Raw genomic sequence first — 20,023 nt, forward strand, 5'->3', positions numbered from 1 at the left:
CCTATCCGGGGGGATACGTCGACGCCCGGACCGTCGGTCTCAGACCCGGTCCGGGCGTCGACGGGGCCCGTCGTGCAACATTTCCGTCACCATCTGTCGCAGACCCGCCATCGAACACGCGACTTCGTTACGGTGGAGGCAATCCGGCGCACGGTGTGTCGGAACGCACAGAATGGCAATACATGAGCACGCAGGGCACCGTCAAGTGGTTCAACTCCGAGAAGGGGTTCGGATTCATCGCCCCCGACGAAGGCGGCGCTGACGTCTTCGCGCACTACACCGCCATCGAATCGAGCGGCTACCGCTCGCTCGAGGAGAACCAGCGCGTCGAATTCGACGTGGCGCAGGGACCCAAGGGTCTCCAGGCCGAGAACATCCGCGCGCTGTAGCGCGGCTTTCGGTCGCTGAGCGGGCTCGCACGGCGTCGCGCCCGCTCAGCGACCTCAGGCAGGACTCATCCGGTCGTATGCCGCCAGGGCCTGTGCGTCTTCGGCGTGCCTCAGTGCGCGTCGCGCAGCATCCAGCGCCTCGACCGGATCGGGCAGTTGGCGTGCCGTGGCGAGTTCCTCCTGCGCGCCGATGAGGCGTGCGCGCGCGTCGGCGCCGGTTCCCGGGACGGATGCCTCGGCCCGCGCGACCGCGTTCTGAGCGGCCGCGATCGTGCCCGGCAGTGCCGTGCGCGCGCCCCGCAGGCGCTGCTGCGCGGTGCGGGCGTCTCCAAGCGCGAGGTCGAGCCGATCGCGCAGCCGCGCGATCGATTCGACCGCCGCCGTGGGGTGGCGCGCAGCATCCGATTCGAGCGCCGCCAGGGCGCCCTGCGCCTCGTCGATCGCACCGCCCAGCCGGGCGGAGGCATCCGGCTCGAGCGACTCGCGCACCGTCAGCGCCTGCCGGATCGCCCCGCGGGTCGCGTCGAACTCGTCCGGCAGCGCGGCCGACGCCTGGCGTATCAGGCGGTGCACCTCCTCCATCCGGCGGGTCTCGGACTGAGCCGAGCGGATGCGGCGCTCGGCCAGGGCCAGGTCGCTCAGAGCGCTGCGGGACGGGTCGTGGGCGCTCGCCGCCGCCCGGTCGAGGAGTTCGGCGGCCTCGTCGGCGTGGGCCACGGCCGCGGCGGCGCCGGCCGCGGCATCCGTCCATTCCGACTCATCGAACCGCTCGCCCAGTTCGCGCAGCAGCGCGGTGGGGTCGCCGAGCTCTTCCCGCAGCCGGGTCAGTCGGGTGCGGGCGGCGTCGATCTGGGCCGGCGCCGAGGTGTTGGCGCGCATCCACTCCTCGTGCTCGGCGCGGGCGCGGGCGATGATGCCCTGGGCGTCGGCGACGTGCCTCGTGATCAGCCCTGCCCGGCGCTGCACCTCGGCGGGCAGCAGTCCGGATTCGTCGCCGATCGCGCGATAGTCCTCGAAGGCCTCGTCGCGCACGTGCTGGGCCGTCATGCGCGCGCGGCGCAGGGACGCCGGGGCGCCGCCGCCGTAGAGCGCTCCGGACAGGCCGACCTCGAGGTCGAGCTCGCCCACCTCGTCATCGAGTCGAACCAGGGCCGAGCCCGCGGCGGTGCGCGCCGCGGCGGCTGCCGCCGTGGCCCGCGGGGAGCGGCGCGCAGACCTCACCGCCCAGCCGATCGCCACGATCACCACCGCGGCGACCACGATCACGACCAGCGCGGGCACGAGCCAGCGCACGATCTCGCCGACCACCCCCGCGAACGGCATGTCAGCCGATCTCGACGGATGCGGGTCGGGATGCGGTGGCCCGGCTGGGTTCTTCGGGCCTGGGTTCTTCGGGCCTGGGTGCCTCGGGCTCGCCGACCAGCACCAGAGCGCGGAGCTCGGCGACGGTGTCCACCGCCGCCTGGGCGCCCTCGGCCTCGTGCGGCCAGCTGAATCCCCAGCGCACGAAGATCACCGGGACATCCCGCTCGGCGCCGCCTTCGACATCGTGATGCCGGTCGCCGACCAGGACGGGACGCGAGACATCCGCCCCGGCCGCCGCGAGCCGGCGCAGCGCCTCGCCGATGATGTCGGCCTTGCGGCTCAGGGTCTGCTCGTCCGGCGTGGAGCCGACGGTGGCGGTCAGATGCGGGGCGAGGCCGAAGTGATCCATCAGCGCCACCACCTGCACCTCGGGCTTGGAACTGGCCGTGGCCTGGGGGATCCCGGCGGCGCCCAGTTCGGCGATGAGGGCGGCCATTCCGGGGAACAGCCGGGCGCCCGTGGTGTAGCCGTCGGCCCTGCCGATCGTGCGGTAGTAGGAGACCGCTTCGGCGGACTGCTCGGGGCTCATCCCCACGTTCGCCTGGAACGAGTCGAACATCGGCGGTCCGATCCAGTGCACGAGCTCGTCGTGCGTCGGGGCGGGATGGCCGAAGTGTTCGAGGGCGATGGAGAGGCGGCGCAGGATGCCCTCGGAGGCGTCCACGATCGTCCCATCCACGTCCCAGAGGATGCAGGTGAACGGCGAGAGGGCGGACATGTCCCCCAGCCTACGGTGGCGGGCTGGCACGGATCCTTCAGGAGGGGCCCGGTGGGCGCGGTCCTGGCCTGCGACGTAGCCGTGGTCGACATCGACGACCTCGGCGGGAACATCCTCGGCTCCACGCTGGACAAGGCCGTCGACGAACACCGGCTGCGGGCGATCCTGAGGGACAACCCGCTCGGTCAGGGCCACGAGTCGACTCCGCTGGGCATCGTCCGCGCGGTCTGATCGCCCCGCGCCGTGGGGGTGGCGCGCGCCGCGATCTTCGGCCCGCTTCAGCTGTCGCTGATGTACGCGAAGCCGGCGTTTCCCGTGCATCAGGGACAGATGAAGGTCGTTCGGGCGAGCGTCGACGGGTGCGGGCGAGCCGCTGCTTTGTTCGCATCTGAACCAGATCGCAGGGCAAGGATGGGGATGCTGATACCGACCGATCTGACGGGATAATCATGAATTGATCATTGACACAGCGAAGCTTCGTTCGATACACTGAAGGTAGTTCACCCGAGGGACAGACCGGAGGTTTCGCTGATGTCATCATCGTCTGCGGTGCTGTCGGAGTTGGATCAGCTGGTCGAGGACCTGACCGGGTCGCGGGCCCTGGCGGCGCGGGCGTTCGCGGCGGAGATGTTCTTCTTCGAACGGGTCGGCGGGCTGGTCCAGGAGCGGGAGCGGGAACGCGCCGTCCGGGACGGGAATGGGGCGGTCACCTGCTCGTCGCAGCTGGGTATGCGGGAGGTGTATGCCGAGGTCGCGGCCGCGTTGCGGCTGAGCGAGTGGCAGGTGGCGCGGAAGGTGTCGCAGGCGTGGAGCTTGACCCACCGGTTCTATGAGACGTTGTGCGAGGCCAGCGACGGCCGGATCTGGCCGGAGCATGCGACGCTGATCGCGGAGACCGGTGCGGTGATCGAGGACGATCGGGTGCGCCGTCAGTACGAGGCGGTCGCTGTGGATATGGCGGGGGAGATGACCCCGGCACAGTTGCGGCCGGCGTTGTCCGGGCTGGTGTCCCGGCTGGACCCGGAAGGCACCCAGCAACGGGTCCGGGACGCCGTGAAACGCCGGAGGGTGACGGTGCGGGAGCTGGAACCGGGGCTTGCCCGGATCACCGCGGACCTGCCCACCACCCAAGGTGTCGGGATCGTGAACCGGCTGCAGGAGATGGCCGATCAGCTGTACGAACAGAACGCCGCCGACCGCGCCCAAGCCGAAGCCCAAGCCGAAGCCGCGGCTGCGGTCGCCGATGCGGCCGCGGATGCGAACGCCGGGGCAGACCCGAACCGCGACCGTGCCGACGCCGACGCGGACCCGGATGCCCTCGCCGACCGTGCCGGCGCCGACGCGGACTCGGACGGCGTCGCGGACGGCGGCAGCGATGATGCCGAGTCTGAAGAGGCCGAGTCTGGGGATGCCGGGTCTGGGGAGGTCGTGTTCGATGAGCGGACCCGGTCGCAGATCATGGCGGACGTGTTCAGCGACCTGCTGCTGACCAACATCCCCGACGGGCACGGCACCACCGAACAGGCCAGAAACCAGCTCGGGGCGATCACCGGAACCGTGCAGGTCACCATCCCGGCCCGCACCCTCACCGGCGAAACCATCGGCGGGGCGACCGTGGTCGGGTTCGGGGCGATCGACGATGACACCGCCCGGGACCTGGCCGGGGCGGCCCGGGCGTGGACCCGGGTGTTCACCAACCCGTGCACCGGGGTCCCCACCCGTGTGGACCGGTACCGGCCAACCAACAGACAGCGGCTGTTCCTGCAGGTACGGGATGAGCACTGCCGGTTCCCCGGCTGCCGCCGCCCCGCCCACAAATGCGACATCGACCACACTGTCGCGTACGCCGAGGGCGGGCAGACGTGTCTGTGCAACCTGGCACACCTGTGCAAACGGCACCACACCCTCAAACACGAGACCGACTGGACCGTCATCCAGCTGCCCGGCGGGATCCTGGAATGGACCGCACCCACCGGACGCATCCACCACACCCGACCACCCGACACCGTCAGATTCGAACCCATCGCGCTGATCGTCGACGAACCACGACACAGACACGAGATCAGCCACGCCCTCGCCCGCGACCCCGCACCCTTCTGACGCGGTGGGCAGTCCGTCAGGACCAAATCCAGCAGCTCGGATCCGGATCAGAACAGGCGGGGCGCCCCGGACTCGATGCCCTTCATCCCGTCGTAATCGAGGGTGACGCAGCGGATGCCGCGGTCCGCGGCCAGCACCTTGGCTTGAGGTTTGATCTCCTGGGCGGCGAACACGCCGCGCACCGGCGTCAGGTGCGGGTCGCGATCCAGCAGGTCGACGTAGCGGGTGAGCTGCTCGACGCCGTCGATGTCGCCGCGGCGCTTGACCTCCACCGCGATCGTGCCCCCGGCCGGATCGCGCAGCAGCAGATCGACGGGCCCGATCGCCGTGGGGAACTCGCGGCGCACGAGCGTGAGACCGTCGCCGATCACATCGACCTGCTCGGCGAGAAGCCGCTGCAGGTCAGCCTCCACCCCGTCCTTCTGCAGCCCCGGGTCGAGGCCGAGCTCGTGGTGGGAGTCGTGAATCAGCTCGTAGATCTGCACGACCAGCTCGTCGCCGCTCTTGCGGTGGGTGACGCGCCACTGCTCGAGCACGCCGGCGGATGCGGCATCCTCGCTCGGCTGCTCGACCACCAGCGTGCATGGCGGGCTCATCCAGTTCAGAGGCTTGTACGATCCGCCGTCCGAGTGCACGAGCAGACTGCCGTCGCCTTTGTGCACGAGCAGTCGCGTGGCCAACGGCAGGTGCGCGTTGAGACGCCCGTGGTAATCGACGGAGCAGCGGGCGATGACAAGGCGCACCCGATGAGCCTACCCGTGGGTCGCTGTTCCCCAGGTCGTCGTGAGCTCGGCAGCCGAGGTCACGATGCCGAAGCTGCGGGCGACCACGGCGATCGACGCGTCCTGCGCCTGCGGCGTGTATGTCGCCACGCAGTCGGCCACCAGCGACACGAGGTATTCGGCGGAGAGCCCGTCACGCAGGCTCGATTCGACGCACACCTCGGTGGCGACGCCGGTGAACAGCAGCGAACGTGCGCCGAGCGTGCGCAGCGTCATGTCCAGGTTCGTGCCCACGAACGCGGAGTAGCGGTGCTTGGTGATGACGATCTCGCCGGGCAGCGGGTCGACGCCGTAGAACTCCGCTCCCCACGAGCCGGTGCGGCAGATCACACCCGCCGGAGCGTCGGCCGGATCCGCCGAGTACCGGCTCAACCAGGCGGCGGTGTCATCCGTCTCGTCGTGCGTCGTGCGCACGAAGACCACGGGCACGGATGCCGCTCGCGCCGCGTCGATGAGGGCGACCAGCCGGGGCACCATCGCACCGACCGCGGCCACATCGCTTCCCAGCCGTGCGACGGCCCCGGTGGGATCGCAGAAGTCGTTCTGCACATCGATGACGATCAGTGCGGCGCGGCTAGGATCGAAGCGGACGGGCAGTTCCGGCATGGGGTTCCTCTCGCTCCTGCGGCAGCGGCGACGCGGAGTCCGGCTCACCATACCCGATGCGTCAGCGCCGTGACGCCCGTGCACCGCGAGCGAGGAGACGATGAGCGCTGACCCGGCCCGCAGCCGCGTCGAGTCCGTCGACACGGCGCTTCGGCTCCTCCTTCTGCTTCATCAGCAGCCCGAGCTGCGGGTGACCTCAGCCGCCAGGCAGCTTGGTGTGGCCCCGTCCACCGCCCACCGACTGCTGAGCACGCTCGAGGCCCGTCGCTTCGTCACCCAGGACCGGGTCAGTCGGGCGTATCGTGCCGGACCCGCGCTGATCGAACTCGGCCTGCAGAGCACCGGCTCGTTCGACGTGCGCGTGGCGGCCGAACCGCACCTCAAGGCGCTCGCGGGACGGATGGGCGAGACCGTGAACCTCCTCGTCCTCGAAGACACGTCGGTCCGCTTCATCGCGGGGTATGAGAGCGATCAACGCGTGCGCACGCATGTGCTCACCGGGACCCTTCTGCCGGCGTACGCGGTCTCGGGCGGCAAGGTGCTGCTCGCGGAGCTGCCGCGCGAGACGCTGAAGGCGATGTATCCGCACGGACTGCGCAAGCTCACGTCACGAACGAACACGTTCACCCAGCTGGTGGACGAACTGTCGCTCGTGATGATGCGGGGCTACGCCATCAACCACGGGGAGAGCGAGGCTGGGCTGAGCGCCGTCGCGGTGCCGTTGAAGGACCACCTCGGTCGGACCATCGCAGCCGTTGCCATGTCGGCCCCGACCGCACGACTGAAGCGCCTCGACCTGCGCGAGATCGTCATCCAGCTGCGCGAGTGCGCGCGGCAGATCCGCGCCGACCTGGCCCGGTGAGAGGCGTCTCGGCCTCGACCGACCCTCATTGATTCCGCACAGCGGAATCGGCGGGGGCTCTCCATTGCCCCTGTCACCGGCGCGCGGTTGGGTGACAGGACGTCGTCGGGCCGCGTCGAAGTGGCCCGGAAAGGAACTTCAGCGATGAAGATTGATGCTTTCTGCCATCTGCTCCCGCGTGCCTACGCCGACCGCCTCTTCGCGATCGACGACAGCCCGGTGGCACGCAACATCCAGAAGAGGGTGAGCGGAGTCCCTGCACTGGTCGACATGGACGTGCGGTTCGCGTTCATGGATGAGTTCGGATCCGACTATCGGCAGGTCATCAACACCGCAGCCCCTCCGCTGGAGGATCTCGGACCGGCCTCGCGCACGACCGAACTCGCACGTATCGCGAATGACGGCATGGCCGAGCTCGTCGCGGACCATCCTGACCGCTTCGCGGGCTTCTGCGCTGCGGTCTCGCTCGACGACGTCGAGGCGGCCATCGCAGAGGCCGAGCGTGCGTTCGACGAGCTGGGCGCCGTCGGCGTCCAGATCTACACGCACCACCATGGCGGCCCGATGGACCAGGAGCGCTTCTTCCCGTTCTACGAAGCAGTGGCGCGGCGCGGGAACAAGATGATCCAGGTCCATCCCTGCCGCGATTCGAGCTGGGCCGACTACAAGACCGAAGAACGGTCGAAATTCGAGATCTGGTGGACGCTGGGGTGGGAGTACGACCTGGCGGCGTTCATGTCGCGCGTGGTCTTCGCAGGCATCTTCGAGCGACTCCCCGACATCAAGATCCTGATGCATCACGGCGGTGCGATGATCCCGCACTTCGCCGGGCGTGTGGGCCCCGGGTGGGACCAGCTGGGCGCGCGGACGCCGGACAGCCAGCGCGAGGACATCACCGGCTACCCGCTGACAAAACGGCCGATCGACTACTTCAAGAACTTCTACGTCGACACCGCATACTTCGGCGCCGGCGACGCGATGCGCACCGCGATCAAGTTCTTCGGCGTCGATCGCACGCTCTTCGGATCGGACACCCCCTTCGATCCCGAGAAGGGACCGGGCTACACCCGGTCGACGATCGCCAATCTCCAGGAGATGGACATCCTCACGGATGCCGACAGAGAAGCGATCTACCACGGCAACGTCACCCAGCTCCTGGGGCTGTAGCGCTGCCGACGCACCACCTACACAGAATCGAGGCACACAATGAAGTTGCTCCGCAGAAGGAAGCTGGGCGCGGTCGCGCTCGCGGCATCCGCCGCGCTCCTCCTGGCCGCATGCTCGTCAGGACCGTCCGGCTCCGGTGATTCCGCAGGCAGCGGACCAGAGAAGGCGGACCTCACCGTCGCCATCAACCCGTCCTCCCAGTTCGCGCCGATGTACTACGGCATCGACTCCGGGATCTTCAAGAAGCACGGCCTGACCCTGAAGATCGTGCCGCAGACCGACATCGCGGCGATCATCTCCGGCATCGCGAGCGGCCAGTACGATTTCGGCTTCGCGACCGTCGTGCACGTGCTCACCGCCAATGCGAACGGCATCCCGATCCGGACGGTCTCGTCGATCGAGGGACAGCTCAAGCCGGACGACGACGGCACCGTGACGATCGCGTCGAAGGATTCCGGCATCACCGACTTCTCGCAGATGGCGGGCAAGCGCCTGGCCACCGTGGGCCTCTCGTCGATGAACACCCTCACCTCGTGGGCGCTGGCCGAGAAGGCCGGAATCGACCCGAAGTCGATGAAGCTCGTGCAGCTGCCGTTCGGTCAGATGGCCGCCGCGCTTGCGAACGGCGACGTCGACGCGGCCGTGATGCAGTGGCCGTTCGCCGGAGACGCGCTCAACGCGGGTGGCAAGGTGCTCGCCTACAACAACGGGGTCATGTTCGGGAACACGGCGACGACGTTCTTCAACACCTCGCAGTCGTTCATCGATCAGAACCCGAACACCGTGAAGGCGTTCTCTGAGGCGATGATCGAATCGATCGATGCGGCGAACGCGGACCCGGATGCGGCTCGCAAGGCGCTCATCCCCGGGATGGGCCTGAGCGAGGAGCAGGCGAAAGAGGCAAAGTGGAACATCGGCGGCGTCCCGTATGTGAGCCTCGACGCGTTCACGACGGCGCAGAGCTTCCTCGTGAAGTACTCCGATGACAAGGCGGCGGCCTCGGCGACCGAAGCGCTCGACGTGAGCACTCTGGTGTATCCGGGCGCGCTCCAGAAGAAGTAGACCCGTTCCGGCGAAGGGAGGAGCGTGATGAGCACGCAGAGGATGTGGACCGCATGGGTGCTGCCGCCGGCGACGGTGCTCATCGTGCTCCTCCTGTGGCAGGGGGTGACATCGACCGGGATCGTCAGCTCGGTCCAGTTCCCGACGATGGCCGACTCGATGGCGGCTCTGTGGCATGAGGTCGTCTCGGGGCGGGTGTGGAGCGCCGTCGGCGCAACGCTCCTGGGGTGGCTGATCGGGATGATCATCACGATCGCCCTGGGGATAGCGGTGGGCACCGCTCTCGCGTCCAATCGATTCGCGTTGCGCAGCGCGGCGCCGGTCATCGAGATCTTCAAGGCCATTCCGGCCATCGCGATCCTTCCCCTGGTGATCCTGGTCGCCGGTTCCACCCTGCCGATGAAGGTGTTCCTGATCTGCTTCGCCGCCTTCTGGCCGTTCGTGATCCAGGTGATCTACGGCGTGCAGTCCATGGACCAGGTCGTGCTCGACACCTCGCGGGCGCTCGGAGTGCGCGGCATCCGACGGTTCTTCGCGGTCAGCATCCCGAGTGCGTCGCCGTACCTGGTGACCGGGATGCGGATCGCCTCCGCACAGGCCCTGATCCTCGCGGTCGTCGCCGAGATCGTCGGGGGTGCCGAGGGGATCGGACGCAACATCCTGCTCGCGGAGAACTCCGGGACCTCCGCCTACCCGACCATGTATGCCTACATCCTCGTCGCCGGCCTGCTCGGGCTGGTCCTCACCGGTGCCTTCTTCCTGTTGGAGCGCAGACTCATGCATTGGCACGAATCGCAACGGAACATCCGTGCGTCCAACGGGGCGGTGGGGGCATGAGCCGGCTCACCACGAGCGTCGTGCGCGTCTCGCGTTCTTCTCCTCCCATCCCGCTGAGAGGGCTCGGTCGCGTCCTGACCCCTCTGTGGCTGCCGGTGCTGCTGGTGGCGGCGTGGTGGGTGCTCTCCGCGCGCAGCACATCGCCTTTCTTCCCCCCGCTGCAGGACATCCTGGTCGAGACGTGGAACCAGTGGATTCTCTTCGGCGCATGGACGAACGCCGTGAGCAGCGTCCAGAACCTTCTGATCGGCTACGCGGCCGGCGTACTCATCGGGCTGGTGGGCGGATCGGTGCTGTGGCGGCTGCGTCTCGTGCGCACGGCGACCAACCCGATCATCTATTTCCTCTACGTGCTTCCCGCCCCGGCGCTCCTGCCGGCGATGATCGCGATCTTCGGCATCGGCGACATGCGCCAGATCGCGCTGATCGCGCTGGGCTCGATCTGGCCGACGCTCCTGAACACCCTCGACGGGATGCGCGGCATCGACGGGGTGAAATTCGACACGGCCCGTGCACTGCGGCTCGGCGGATGGCGGCAGTACTTCTCGCTCGTCCTGCCCGGTGCGGCACCGCAGATCGCTGCCGGGATGCGTGCGAGTCTCACCGTCGGCATCATCCTCGTGGTTGTCAGCGAGATGGTGGCCGCGCAGTCCGGGATCGGCTATTTCATCCTGCAGGCGCAGGCCTCGTTCGCGATCAAGAAGATGTGGACGGGCATCCTCGTCCTCGCCGTGCTGGGCACTGCGCTCAATTACCTGTTCATGCTCGTCGAGCGCATCGTCCTCCGGTGGTACTACCGGTCGCGTGCGCTGAGCGGTTCGTAGGAGGCTGTCATGACCATCGCTCAGACCACACAGACCGTGCTCGCGGTCGACGGCTTGCGCAAGATCTACAACGAAGGCACCGAGCAGGCGAACCTCGCCATCGACGACGTCACCTTCACCGTCACCAAGGGCGAGTTCGTCTGCATCGTCGGTCCCAGCGGCGCCGGCAAGACGACGCTGCTCCGTTGCATCTCCGGCCTCGCACCGGCAAGCTCCGGCTCGATCACGTTCGAAGGTCGGCCGCTCACGAGCGTGCCGGACGAGTTGGGCCTGGTGTTCCAGGACTACAGCCGTTCGCTGTACCCGTGGTTGACGAACGCGAAGAACATCGCGTTGCCGCTGGCGGCGCGGCGCATCCCGCGAGCAGAGCGCGCTGAGCGCATCCAAGACGCGCTGGACAGCGTCGGTCTCTCGCAGGTCGGCAGGAAGTACCCGTGGGAGCTGTCCGGCGGGATGCAGCAGCGGGTCGCGATCGCCCGCTCACTGTCCTACCATCCTGACCTGCTCCTCATGGACGAGCCGTTCGCGTCCGTGGATGCCCAGACGCGATTCGACCTGGAGGATCTCATCCTGCGCGTGCGGCGCGAGCGAGGGATCACCGTCGTCCTGGTCACGCACGACATCGACGAGGCGATCTATCTCAGCGACCGGATCGTGGTCCTGTCCAACAGCCCGAGCGTAGTGAAGGAGATCGTCCCGGTCGACCTGGGCGATGAGCGGTCACAGGTCGAGACGCGCGCCAGCGAGGAGTTCCTCGCCCTGCGCAGCCACCTGCTGTCGCTGGTGATGCCGCGCGAACACTGACCCCTGCCTGATCGAATCCGAGGAGAGACCGTGACACACACGATCGACACGACGGCGCCGGTGCGCCTGGGACAGCTCATCGACGGACGTGAGGAGCAGTCCGAGGCGGTGATCGAGGTGCACAATCCGGGCCGGGTCGCGCAGCTGGTGGGCACCGTGGCTGCCGGGACGGTGGCGGATGTCGACGCTGCCGTCCGCGCGGCGGCCGCGGCGGCTCCCGCGTGGGCCGCGACGCCGCCCGAGGAGCGCGTCCGCCTGTTCGCCCAGATCGCCGACGGCATCGATGCGGCCGCGGCGGGCCTCGCCACCCTGGTCGCGCAGGAGAACGGCAGCGTGCGGGAGATCATCCGCCGCGAACTCCTCGGTGCGGCCGCCGCCTTCCGCGATGTCGGAGCCTTCCTGGTCGAGAAGCTCGCGTCCGTCCGCCACGACTCGGGGCCTGGCGGCGCGTCGGTCACCGTGTCGCGCAAGCCCTTCGGCGTCGTGGCGTGCATCGTGCCCTGGAACGCCCCGCTGATCCTCACGGCCAACAAGATCGCGCCGGCGATCGCCGCCGGCAACGCGGTCGTGCTCAAGCCATCGCCGTTCGCGCCGCTGGGGGTGACGCTCATCGGCCGCATCGCGGCATCCGTCCTCCCCGCCGGCGTCGTGAACGTCGTCAACGGGCAAGGCGAGGTCGGTGCGGCCCTGATCGGCCACCCGGCGGTGCGGAAGGTCTCGTTCACCGGCGGCGGCGAGACTGCCCGTCACGTGATGCGGCAGGCCGCGGACCGGCTCACCGGTGTGCACTTCGAGCTCGGCGGCAACGACCCCGCGATCATCCTGGACGACGCGGACCTGGCGGTGACGGCGGACCGGATCGCGGACTCGGCGTTCCGTCGGGCGGGGCAGGTGTGCTTCGCGGTGAAGCGGATCTACGTCCCGCGTGCACGGCTGGCCGCCTTCGGCGAACTGCTGGTCCAGCGGGTGGACCGCATCGTCGTCGGCGATGCGCTGGATCCGCGCGCGACGATGGGCCCGCTGAACAACGCCGACCAGTTCGAGAAGGTGCGGAGCCTGCGGGAGCGCGCCAGCGCCGCCGGGCGGGACGTCCGCGAACTCGGCACGATGCTGGACCCCGATACCTGGGACGACGGATACTTCCTCCGCCCCGCAGTGGTGCTGGATGCCGCGCCGGACGACGAGCTCGTGCGGGAGGAGCAGTTCGGCCCCCTGCTGCCGGTCGTCGCGTACGACACCGAAGAAGAGGCGATCGCGATGGCCAACGACACCGAATACGGCCTGTGCTCGTCGGTGTGGTCGCGCTCGCTGGATCGGGCCGCCCGGGTCGCCGAACGGATCGAGTCCGGGATGACGATCGTCAACAGCCATCTGTTCAGCCCGGTCGGCACGCGCGAGATCCCGTTCGGAGGGTGGAAGCAGTCCGGGATCGGCTGGGAGGCGTCCCCGTACGGACTCGATGAATACCTGCAGTTCCACAGCGTGGACGTCCAGACGCTGCCGGCGGGCGACGGGACCGAGGGGCAGCGATGACCGTGTCGGCCGCGGCGCTCCTGGTGACGACGCTGCGCGAGGCCGGGATCACCCACCTGTTCGCCAACTTCGGCAGCGACCATCCCGCCATCATCGAGGCCCTCGCCGAGGACCGCGAGCGGGGGGTCTCCGACCCCGCCGTCATCCTCTGCCCGCACGAGTACACGGCGCTGAGTGCCGCCCACGGCTACGCGGCGGTGACGGGGCGGCCTCAGGCCGTCTTCGTGCACACGGACGTGGGCACCGCGAACCTCGGCGGTGCCGTGCACAACGCGGCCCGCTCGCGGATTCCCGTGTTCATCTTCGCCGGTCTCACGCCGTACACGCTCGAGGGCGAGCTGCCGGGGACCAGGAACACCCACGTGAACCACCTGCAGGACGCCCCGGACCAGCACGCACTGGTCCGCCAGTACGTCAAGTGGAACTACGACATCCGCACCGGCCGGAACGTGCCTCAGGTCGTTCGACGGGCGTTGCAGCTCGCGGCCAGCGCGCCCGCCGGACCGGTCTACCTCACCGGGGCCCGCGAGGTGCTGGCCGAGGAAGTGCCCGACCCGCGGATCCGCGCGACGGGGTGGGCGACGATCGACGCCATCCCCGCACCCGGTGGGCTGATCGAATCCCTCGCGCGCGATCTGCGCGACGCGCGGCATCCGCTGATCGTCACCAGCTATCTCGGACGTCGGCAGGGCGCGGTGGCGCGGCTGGTCGCACTCGCCGAGCGACTTGCAATCCCGGTGGTGGAAGTGAACGCCGAGGTGCTCAGCTTCCCGCCCGACCATCCTCTGCATCTCGGGGACGACCCGCTGCCCCTCCTCGAGGAGGCGGACGTCATCGTCGCGGTCGACACCGATGCCCCCTGGATGCCGGCGGCCGCCCGCCCCCGCGAGGACGCGACCGTCTACCTGATCAACGACGACCCGCTGCAGGAGCGGATCCCCCTGTGGTACCTGCCGGCCGATCACCTCATCCGTGCGGACGCCGACCTCGTGCTCGAGCAGCTGCTCGACCTCGTCGACGATGTGCCGCCCACGGGCCGCCACGCGCGGCGCGCGGCCGAGCTGCAGGAACGATCGGAGCAGCAGCGCGCATCCTGGGTCGCGGGTGCGCAGCAGGATGTCGCGGCGGGACTGCTCACACCGCGAAGCGTCGCCCACGTCCTGGCGGGTCTCATCGATGACGACACGGTCGTGCTGAACGAGGCCATCTCGGAGGCATCGGTCGTGTGGCGGCACCTCCCCCGCCGTCGGCCCGGCACGCTGTACGGCAATCGCGGCACATCGCTGGGCTGGTCCGGGGGTGGGGCCCTCGGGGTCAAGCTCGCGGTCGGCGACCGCACGGTCGTGAGCATCGTGGGCGACGGCACCTACTTCTTCGGCATCCCGTCGTCCGCGTTCTGGGTCGCCGATCGGTATCGCCTTCCGGTGCTGACGGTCATCCTGGACAACGGCGGCTGGAACGCGACTAAGCGCAATCTCCATCGACAGCACCCGGGTATGACCGCCGACAGCACCGACCGCTACTGGGTGAATCTGCAGCAGAGCGCAGATCTTCCCGGTATCGCGACGGCCGCAGGCGGCGCGTGGGGTGCCACCGTCGGCTCGTTCGACGAGCTGGAGGACGCGCTGGTCACGGCCCTGGCCCGGGTCGCGGCCGGTCAGCCCGCCGTCGTGTGCGTGCGGCTCGAGCCGATCAGCCGTCAGCCGGCCGAGCTCATCTGAGGATGGCCGCCGTCGGACTGCGTGAGCAGCGGGGACCGGCACTGCTCGCGCTGCTGGTCGCGACGTTCCTGATCGGGATGTCGGCGTGGGTGATCTCGACCGCGGTGCCGTCGATCGTGGCCGACATCGGCGGATTCGCCTCGTTCCCGTGGCTGTTCTCGGTGTATCTGCTGACGATGACGGTCACCGTGCCCGTGTTCTCCAAACTCGCCGACACGATCGGGCGCAAGCGCCTGCTGCTGTTCGGGCTCGCCGTGTTCATCCTGGGATCGGTGCTGTGCGGTCTGGCCTGGAGCATGCCGTCGCTCATCGTCTTCCGCATCGTCCAGGCGTTGGGCGGGGGATCCATCCAGCCGCTCGCCCTGACCGTGATCGGCGATCTGTATGAGCGCACGGAGCGTGCCCGGGTGCAGGGGTACCTGGCGGTCACCCTGGCCACGGCATCCGTCCTCGGCCCTGCCGTGGGCGGCGTGTTCGCGATGCTCGACCTGTGGCGCCTCGTCTTCCTGATCAACCTCCCGCTCGGCCTGCTCGCCGCGTGGCTCATCCACCGCAACATCCGCGAGAAGGTGACGCATCGCCCGCACCGCATCGACGTCGCAGGGGCGATCCTCATCACCGGCGGCCTCACGCTGATCATCCTCGGGCTGCTGGAAGGCGGAGACGCGTGGGCGTGGGCCTCGCCCGCGAGCTTCGGCGTGTTCGGCGGTGGGGCGGTCCTGCTGAGTCTGTTCGCCCTCAGGGAGACGCGGGCAGCCGAGCCGGTGATCCCCCTCGCCCTGTTCCGTCGGCGCCTCGTCGTGATGCTGGCGGTGCTGGGCGTGATGATGGGCGGCATCATGGTCGGGCTGACCGCGTTCGCCCCCACCTATCTGCAGGTCTCGGCGGGGATCTCGCCGGTCTGGGCGGGCGTCGCCGTGGCGGCCATGGCGATCGGCACTCCGGTGTCGTCGGCGTGGGCGGCGCGACTGTACCTGAGCTGGGGTGTGCGCCCGACGACGGTGGTGGGCGCGGTCATCGCCCTGATGGGCGCGGCCGGGCTCGCGCTGCTGGCGCCGTTCCCCTCGGTATGGATCGTCGCCGCGTGCTCGGCGTTGGTCGGAGTCGGCTTCGGGTTCACCACGATCCCGGGACTCGTCGCGATCCAGGAGAGCGTGCCGTGGGACCAGCGTGGGGTGGTGACCGGCCTGATCACATTCTTCCGATCGCTCGGCCAGGCCCTCGGCGTCGCGGTGCTCGGTGCAGTGGCCAAATCGATCCTGGAGCGCGGTGGCGCTGGGGAGCAGGATCCGGCGGCGGTCCTCCAGGCGAGCATCGCGGTGTTCGCCGTGGTCGGGATGTTCGCGGTGATTCACCTGCTGGCCGCCTGCGGAATGCCGCGGGAGCGAGCGCGCGCACACGACCCGGTCACCCGCGCCGACACACCCGCCTGACGGCCGCACCGGCTTGCCGACGGGTGAGTGCGAGAAGATCGATGGGTGGACCCCAGAACGGCGAGTGCCGCCGCCCGGCGGGCGGGGTGGGCGGTCTCGGCACTGAGCCTGGGTACGACACTGAATCCGCTGAACTCTTCGATGATCGCGGTCGCGCTGCTGGCGCTCCAGCACGATTTCGGACTGAGCATCGTCGACGTGACCTGGGTGGTCACGCTGTTCTACATCGCGTCCGTCGTCGGGCAGCCGCTGATGGGCGGATCGTCGACGCGTTCGGTGCGCGGAGGACGTTCGTGGCCGGCATGGTGCTCGTCGTCGTGGCGGGAGCGATCGCCCCGCTGGGCGGTTTCGGACTCGTGCTGGTCTCGCGCGTGATCCTGGCCATCGGGACCTCGGGGGCGTTCCCGGCGGCCGTGGCCCTGGTGGGGCCGCTCGCGGTCGCCGGAGGCACGAGTCCCCCGCGGCTGCTGGCGCGCATCCAGATCGCCAACACGACGGCGGCCGGTCTCGGCCCGGTCGTCGGAGGACTGCTCATCGCCTTCGCCGGGTGGCAGGCCATCTTCCTCGTGAACGTTCCGCTGGGACTGGCCGGGCTGATCAGCGTCGCCCTGCTCGCCCCGAAGGACGCCCGGCGTGCGGCGGTCACCGCGTCGGCGGTCATCCGCGTCCTGGATCCGCTGGGCGTGACCACCTTGGCGGTTGCGGTGGTCAGTCTGCTGATGGTCGCCCTCGGGGCCGCCCCCGGCATGGTCTGGCCGCTGGTGGCGCTCGGGATTCTGGTGCTCGCGCTGTTCGTGTGGCGCGAGATGCGCGCCCGGGTCCCGTTCATCGACGTCCGGATGCTGGCGGCGAACCACGTGCTCAGCCTCTCTTATGCCGGCTTCGCCGCATTCAGTGCGCTGTACTACCTCGCCCTCTTCGGACTGCCCCAGCTCCTTGAGGGGTACGGCCGGTATTCCACCGCCGTCGTGGGCCTCCTGATGCTGCCGCTGTCCGGCATCACGATCGCGTTGGCTCCCGTGGTCGCGCGGCTGATCGACCGTCGTGGGCTGGTCCCGGTGCTGCTGACCATGGCGGTGCTGCTGGTCGTCTCCGCCGGGATGCTGGGGATCGGCGTGCTCACGACATCCCCGATCTGGATGCTGGTGATGTCGGCCGTGATGGGGGTCCCCTATTGCATGGGCTCGCTGGCGATGACGGAGACTGTGCGGCGGGCGGCGCCGGCGGACGCGCTGGGCGTGGCATCCGGTCTGCTGCAGTCCACCCGCTACCTCGGTGCCATCGCGGCGACAGTGGTGCTCGGCCGCGCCCTGGCCGGAGGCGTGGACGCCGGGACGTGGGGCGTCGTCGTCATCGCGGCCGTGGCGATGGCGGTCCTGCATCTCGTCGTCGCCTTCGTCGCGGCATCCGCCCTGCGCCGTCGGGCGTGACCGCTCAACTGTCGCTGCTCGCCCGCCGTCGGCCGGGGCCGTCAGCGAGCGTCGTGGTCGGAGGGATGCCCCGCCCCGACGTGCGATCCCGCGATCGGCCGGGCCGCGCCCGACGCGAGGCCGGACAGCACGATGAGCGCGACGATGATGTAGAGGGTGTTCAGCAGGCCGATGTGGTCGCTGATGTAGCCGAGGACCGGCGGCCCCGCCAGGAACGCGACGTAGCCGATCGTGGCGGTGGCGCTGACCCGCGCGGCGGCCTTGGCCGGATCGTCGGCCGCGGCCGACATCCCCAGCGGGAAGCCGAGCGACGCGCCCAGCCCCCACAGCGCCGCGCCGACGAACACCAGTGGGAGGTTCGGCGCGAGGATGAACAGGAGCAGGCCGGCGGTGGCCAGCACCGACAGGACGCGCAGCGTCGCGACCCGGCCGATGCGATCCACGAGCGGCCCGCCCAGGACCCGCATCCCGGTCATGCACACCGAGAACGTCGCCAGGGCCGCGGCGCCCATCGCCTCGGGCGCGGAATGCCCGTCGACCACGCCCAGCGCAAGCCAGTCGTTCGCTCCCCCTTCGGCGAACGACATGCCCAGCATGATCAGGCCGAGCGCGTACGTGCGCGGCTCCTTCCACGCCGACAGCGCGATGTGCAGCCGCTCCCGCCAGTCCTGCTTCTGCGCCGCCGGCTGCGGGGCGTCCATGGCCGCCTCGCGGCGCGGCACGTTCGCCACGCTGATCACGCCGACCACGACGATGATCGCCGCGATGATCGGCAGATGCACGGCGGGGACCATGCCCACGGTGATGGCCAGCACGCCCAGCCCGGCGCCGATCACGGTGCCGAAGCTGAAGAAGGCGTGGAACAGCGGCAGGATCGTCTTGTTCACCTGCTTCTCGATGGCGGCGCCCTCGACGTTCATGATCACGTCCAGACAGCCGTTGCCGAAGCCCCACAGCACCAGCCCAACGGTCACGACCGGCCAGGATCCGGCGACATCCGTGCCGATGCCGATGACCGCGATCCCGATCGCGAAGGTGACCATCATCGCCAGCATCGCCCGCCGGGCCCCCCACCGCGCGAGGAAGACCGAGCTGGTGGACAGGCCGAGGATCGATGCCGCCCCGCCGATCAGCAGCATCAGCCCGACGTCGGTGCGGGTGATGCCGAGCGTGTCGCGGATCGCAGGGACGCGCGCCGACCACGTGGCGATGCTCAACCCGCTGGCCAGGAAGATCGCGAAGATCGCGGTGCGCCAGCGCACGAGCTGAGAACGGGTGAGGGCGAGATCCATCGGGCCAGTGTATCGAATCGATTCGGAGGGGAACGACCGATGCCGGTAGCATCGAGACGATGAGCACTCGCAGGGCGACGATCGCCGATGTCGCACGGGCCGCCGGGGTCGCGGCCTCGACGGCGTCGGTGGTGTTCAGCGGCAAGACGCCGACCTCGGATGCCACCCGCCGGCGCGTGCTCGACGCGGCGGCGTCGCTCGGCTACACCGGGCCGGATCCGCGCGCGGCCTCGCTGCGCCGCGGGCGCAGCGGGATCGTCGGGATCGTCTTCCAGGGGCCGCTGCGCACGGTGTTCCTCGATCCGGTGACCCGCATCATGATGGACGGGATCGCCGACGGCGTCGCCGATCTCGGGGCGGCCCTCCTCCTGCTGCGCGACGACGAGGACCGCGAGCCGACGCTGACCACCGCTCCGCTGGATGCCGCCGTGCTCGTGGGCTGCAACCCGCGGATGCGCTCGTCGCTGGAGACACTGCGGGCCCGCGGCATCCCGGTGGTCGTGATCGAGGGCGACGCCGGCGCCGGAGTCCCGCAGATCGACCTGGACAACCGTGAGGCGCAGGGGCAGGTCGCCCGGCACGTGCGCCGGCTCGGGCATGAGCGGGTGGCGATGGTGACCCTGCCCCGCGACGAGTCGCGCGAGCGCGGCTGGATCGGCCCCGACGCACCGATCACCGTCGACGTCACCCGGGATCGGCTCGCCGGGTTCCGGGACGTGTATCCGGATGCCGGGGCCTTCGCCGCCGCGGCCAGCTCGATCGACGAGGGCCTGATCGTCGGGCGCATCCTGCTGGCCGATCCGCTCACGCGGCCGACGGCGATCCTCGCCCAGAGCGACCTGCTCGCCGCCGGCGTGATCCGTGCGGCCGAGGAGGCAGGGCTGCGGGTGCCCGCCGACCTCACGGTGACCGGGTTCGACGGCATCAGCGTCGACGGTCTGGCGCCGTACGACCTCACCACCATGGCCCAGCCGGCCACAGACAAGGGCCGTGCCGCAGGCCAGGCGGTCACCGCCATGCTGAACGGACAGGACGCGGCGTCCTTCCGCTTCACCTCCACGTTCCACTCGGGCAACACCGCCGGCCCGGCCTGACAGC

Annotated in this window: 17 protein-coding genes and 2 pseudogenes; 14 read left to right on the forward strand and 5 right to left on the reverse strand. The window is 69.7% G+C overall.

Annotation, left to right across the window (positions count from 1 at the left end; translation table 11 throughout):
- The first annotated feature begins 182 nt into the window (after nucleotides 1–182).
- A complete protein-coding gene (locus AC0L6F_RS11250; RefSeq protein WP_259610872.1) occupies nucleotides 183–389 on the forward strand; it encodes a cold-shock protein in 207 nt (68 codons plus the stop codon).
- 54 nt (nucleotides 390–443) lie between these two features.
- Here AC0L6F_RS11250 and AC0L6F_RS11255 read toward each other — a convergent pair whose 3' ends face one another.
- On the reverse strand, nucleotides 444–1,712 hold the full coding sequence (locus AC0L6F_RS11255) for a hypothetical protein (RefSeq protein ID WP_473537956.1): 1,269 nt from the start codon (nucleotides 1,710–1,712) through the stop codon (nucleotides 444–446).
- A 1-nt stretch (nucleotide 1,713) separates the two neighbouring features.
- Nucleotides 1,714–2,472, reverse strand: coding sequence for an HAD hydrolase-like protein (locus AC0L6F_RS11260; protein ID WP_473537957.1), 759 nt, complete (start codon nucleotides 2,470–2,472; stop codon nucleotides 1,714–1,716).
- Nucleotides 2,473–2,544: 72 nt separating this feature from the next.
- Between AC0L6F_RS11260 and AC0L6F_RS11265 the strand changes: the two are divergent.
- Both AC0L6F_RS11265 and AC0L6F_RS11270 read left to right on the forward strand, forming a co-directional pair.
- Nucleotides 2,545–2,703 (forward strand): annotated as a pseudogene (locus AC0L6F_RS11265) (coenzyme F420-0:L-glutamate ligase); the annotation flags it as partial.
- 300 nt (nucleotides 2,704–3,003) lie between these two features.
- The gene (locus tag AC0L6F_RS11270) at nucleotides 3,004–4,572 is read left to right on the forward strand and encodes an HNH endonuclease signature motif containing protein (protein WP_473537958.1); all 1,569 of its coding nucleotides are present in this window, start codon (nucleotides 3,004–3,006) and stop codon (nucleotides 4,570–4,572) included.
- 47 nt (nucleotides 4,573–4,619) lie between these two features.
- On the opposite strand, the gene nucS is transcribed toward AC0L6F_RS11270, so the two are convergent.
- Together nucS and AC0L6F_RS11280 are read right to left on the reverse strand one after the other, a co-directional pair.
- Nucleotides 4,620–5,315 (reverse strand): endonuclease NucS, encoded by a 696-nt coding sequence (nucS, locus tag AC0L6F_RS11275; RefSeq protein WP_473537959.1) that lies wholly within the window; start codon nucleotides 5,313–5,315, stop codon nucleotides 4,620–4,622.
- Nucleotides 5,316–5,324: 9 nt separating this feature from the next.
- The gene (locus tag AC0L6F_RS11280) at nucleotides 5,325–5,960 is read right to left on the reverse strand and encodes a cysteine hydrolase family protein (RefSeq protein ID WP_473537960.1); all 636 of its coding nucleotides are present in this window, start codon (nucleotides 5,958–5,960) and stop codon (nucleotides 5,325–5,327) included.
- A 100-nt stretch (nucleotides 5,961–6,060) separates the two neighbouring features.
- Between AC0L6F_RS11280 and AC0L6F_RS11285 the strand changes: the two genes are divergently transcribed.
- From AC0L6F_RS11285 to AC0L6F_RS11330, 10 genes and pseudogenes are all read left to right on the forward strand, one after another.
- Nucleotides 6,061–6,822, forward strand: coding sequence for an IclR family transcriptional regulator (locus AC0L6F_RS11285; protein WP_473537961.1), 762 nt, complete (start codon nucleotides 6,061–6,063; stop codon nucleotides 6,820–6,822).
- 144 nt (nucleotides 6,823–6,966) lie between these two features.
- Nucleotides 6,967–7,989: an amidohydrolase family protein gene (locus tag AC0L6F_RS11290; RefSeq protein ID WP_473537962.1), complete on the forward strand. Its 1,023-nt coding sequence runs from the start codon at nucleotides 6,967–6,969 to the stop codon at nucleotides 7,987–7,989.
- 39 nt (nucleotides 7,990–8,028) lie between these two features.
- Nucleotides 8,029–9,051 carry an ABC transporter substrate-binding protein gene (locus tag AC0L6F_RS11295; RefSeq protein WP_473537963.1) on the forward strand — a complete coding sequence of 341 codons (1,023 nt, stop codon included), beginning with the start codon at nucleotides 8,029–8,031 and terminating at the stop codon, nucleotides 9,049–9,051.
- 27 nt (nucleotides 9,052–9,078) lie between these two features.
- On the forward strand, nucleotides 9,079–9,888 hold the full coding sequence (locus AC0L6F_RS11300; protein WP_473537964.1) for an ABC transporter permease: 810 nt from the start codon (nucleotides 9,079–9,081) through the stop codon (nucleotides 9,886–9,888).
- Nucleotides 9,885–10,712 (forward strand): ABC transporter permease, encoded by an 828-nt coding sequence (locus tag AC0L6F_RS11305; RefSeq protein ID WP_473537965.1) that lies wholly within the window; start codon nucleotides 9,885–9,887, stop codon nucleotides 10,710–10,712. The genes AC0L6F_RS11300 and AC0L6F_RS11305 overlap by 4 nt, the downstream gene beginning before the upstream one ends.
- Before the next feature lie 9 nt (nucleotides 10,713–10,721).
- Nucleotides 10,722–11,516, forward strand: a complete 795-nt coding sequence (locus tag AC0L6F_RS11310) for an ABC transporter ATP-binding protein (RefSeq protein WP_473537966.1) — start codon at nucleotides 10,722–10,724, stop codon at nucleotides 11,514–11,516.
- Between the two features lie 30 nt (nucleotides 11,517–11,546).
- On the forward strand, nucleotides 11,547–13,049 hold the full coding sequence (locus AC0L6F_RS11315; RefSeq protein ID WP_473537967.1) for an aldehyde dehydrogenase family protein: 1,503 nt from the start codon (nucleotides 11,547–11,549) through the stop codon (nucleotides 13,047–13,049).
- Nucleotides 13,046–14,770 carry a thiamine pyrophosphate-requiring protein gene (locus tag AC0L6F_RS11320; protein ID WP_473537968.1) on the forward strand — a complete coding sequence of 575 codons (1,725 nt, stop codon included), beginning with the start codon at nucleotides 13,046–13,048 and terminating at the stop codon, nucleotides 14,768–14,770. The genes AC0L6F_RS11315 and AC0L6F_RS11320 overlap by 4 nt, the downstream gene beginning before the upstream one ends.
- Nucleotides 14,771–14,772: 2 nt before the next feature.
- Nucleotides 14,773–16,203 carry an MFS transporter gene (locus AC0L6F_RS11325; protein WP_473537969.1) on the forward strand — a complete coding sequence of 477 codons (1,431 nt, stop codon included), beginning with the start codon at nucleotides 14,773–14,775 and terminating at the stop codon, nucleotides 16,201–16,203.
- 141 nt (nucleotides 16,204–16,344) lie between these two features.
- A pseudogene (locus tag AC0L6F_RS11330) lies at nucleotides 16,345–17,633 on the forward strand (MFS transporter).
- Nucleotides 17,634–17,674: 41 nt separating this feature from the next.
- Here the strand turns inward: AC0L6F_RS11330 and AC0L6F_RS11335 are convergent.
- Complete coding sequence (locus AC0L6F_RS11335; RefSeq protein WP_274636689.1) at nucleotides 17,675–18,925, reverse strand: MFS transporter; 1,251 nt, start codon at nucleotides 18,923–18,925, stop codon at nucleotides 17,675–17,677.
- 59 nt (nucleotides 18,926–18,984) lie between these two features.
- On the opposite strand from AC0L6F_RS11335, the gene AC0L6F_RS11340 reads away from it, so the two are divergent.
- Nucleotides 18,985–20,019 carry a LacI family DNA-binding transcriptional regulator gene (locus AC0L6F_RS11340; RefSeq protein ID WP_473537970.1) on the forward strand — a complete coding sequence of 345 codons (1,035 nt, stop codon included), beginning with the start codon at nucleotides 18,985–18,987 and terminating at the stop codon, nucleotides 20,017–20,019.
- Nucleotides 20,020–20,023 lie beyond the last annotated feature (4 nt).

This window comes from Microbacterium sp. G2-16M (assembly GCF_055809115.1).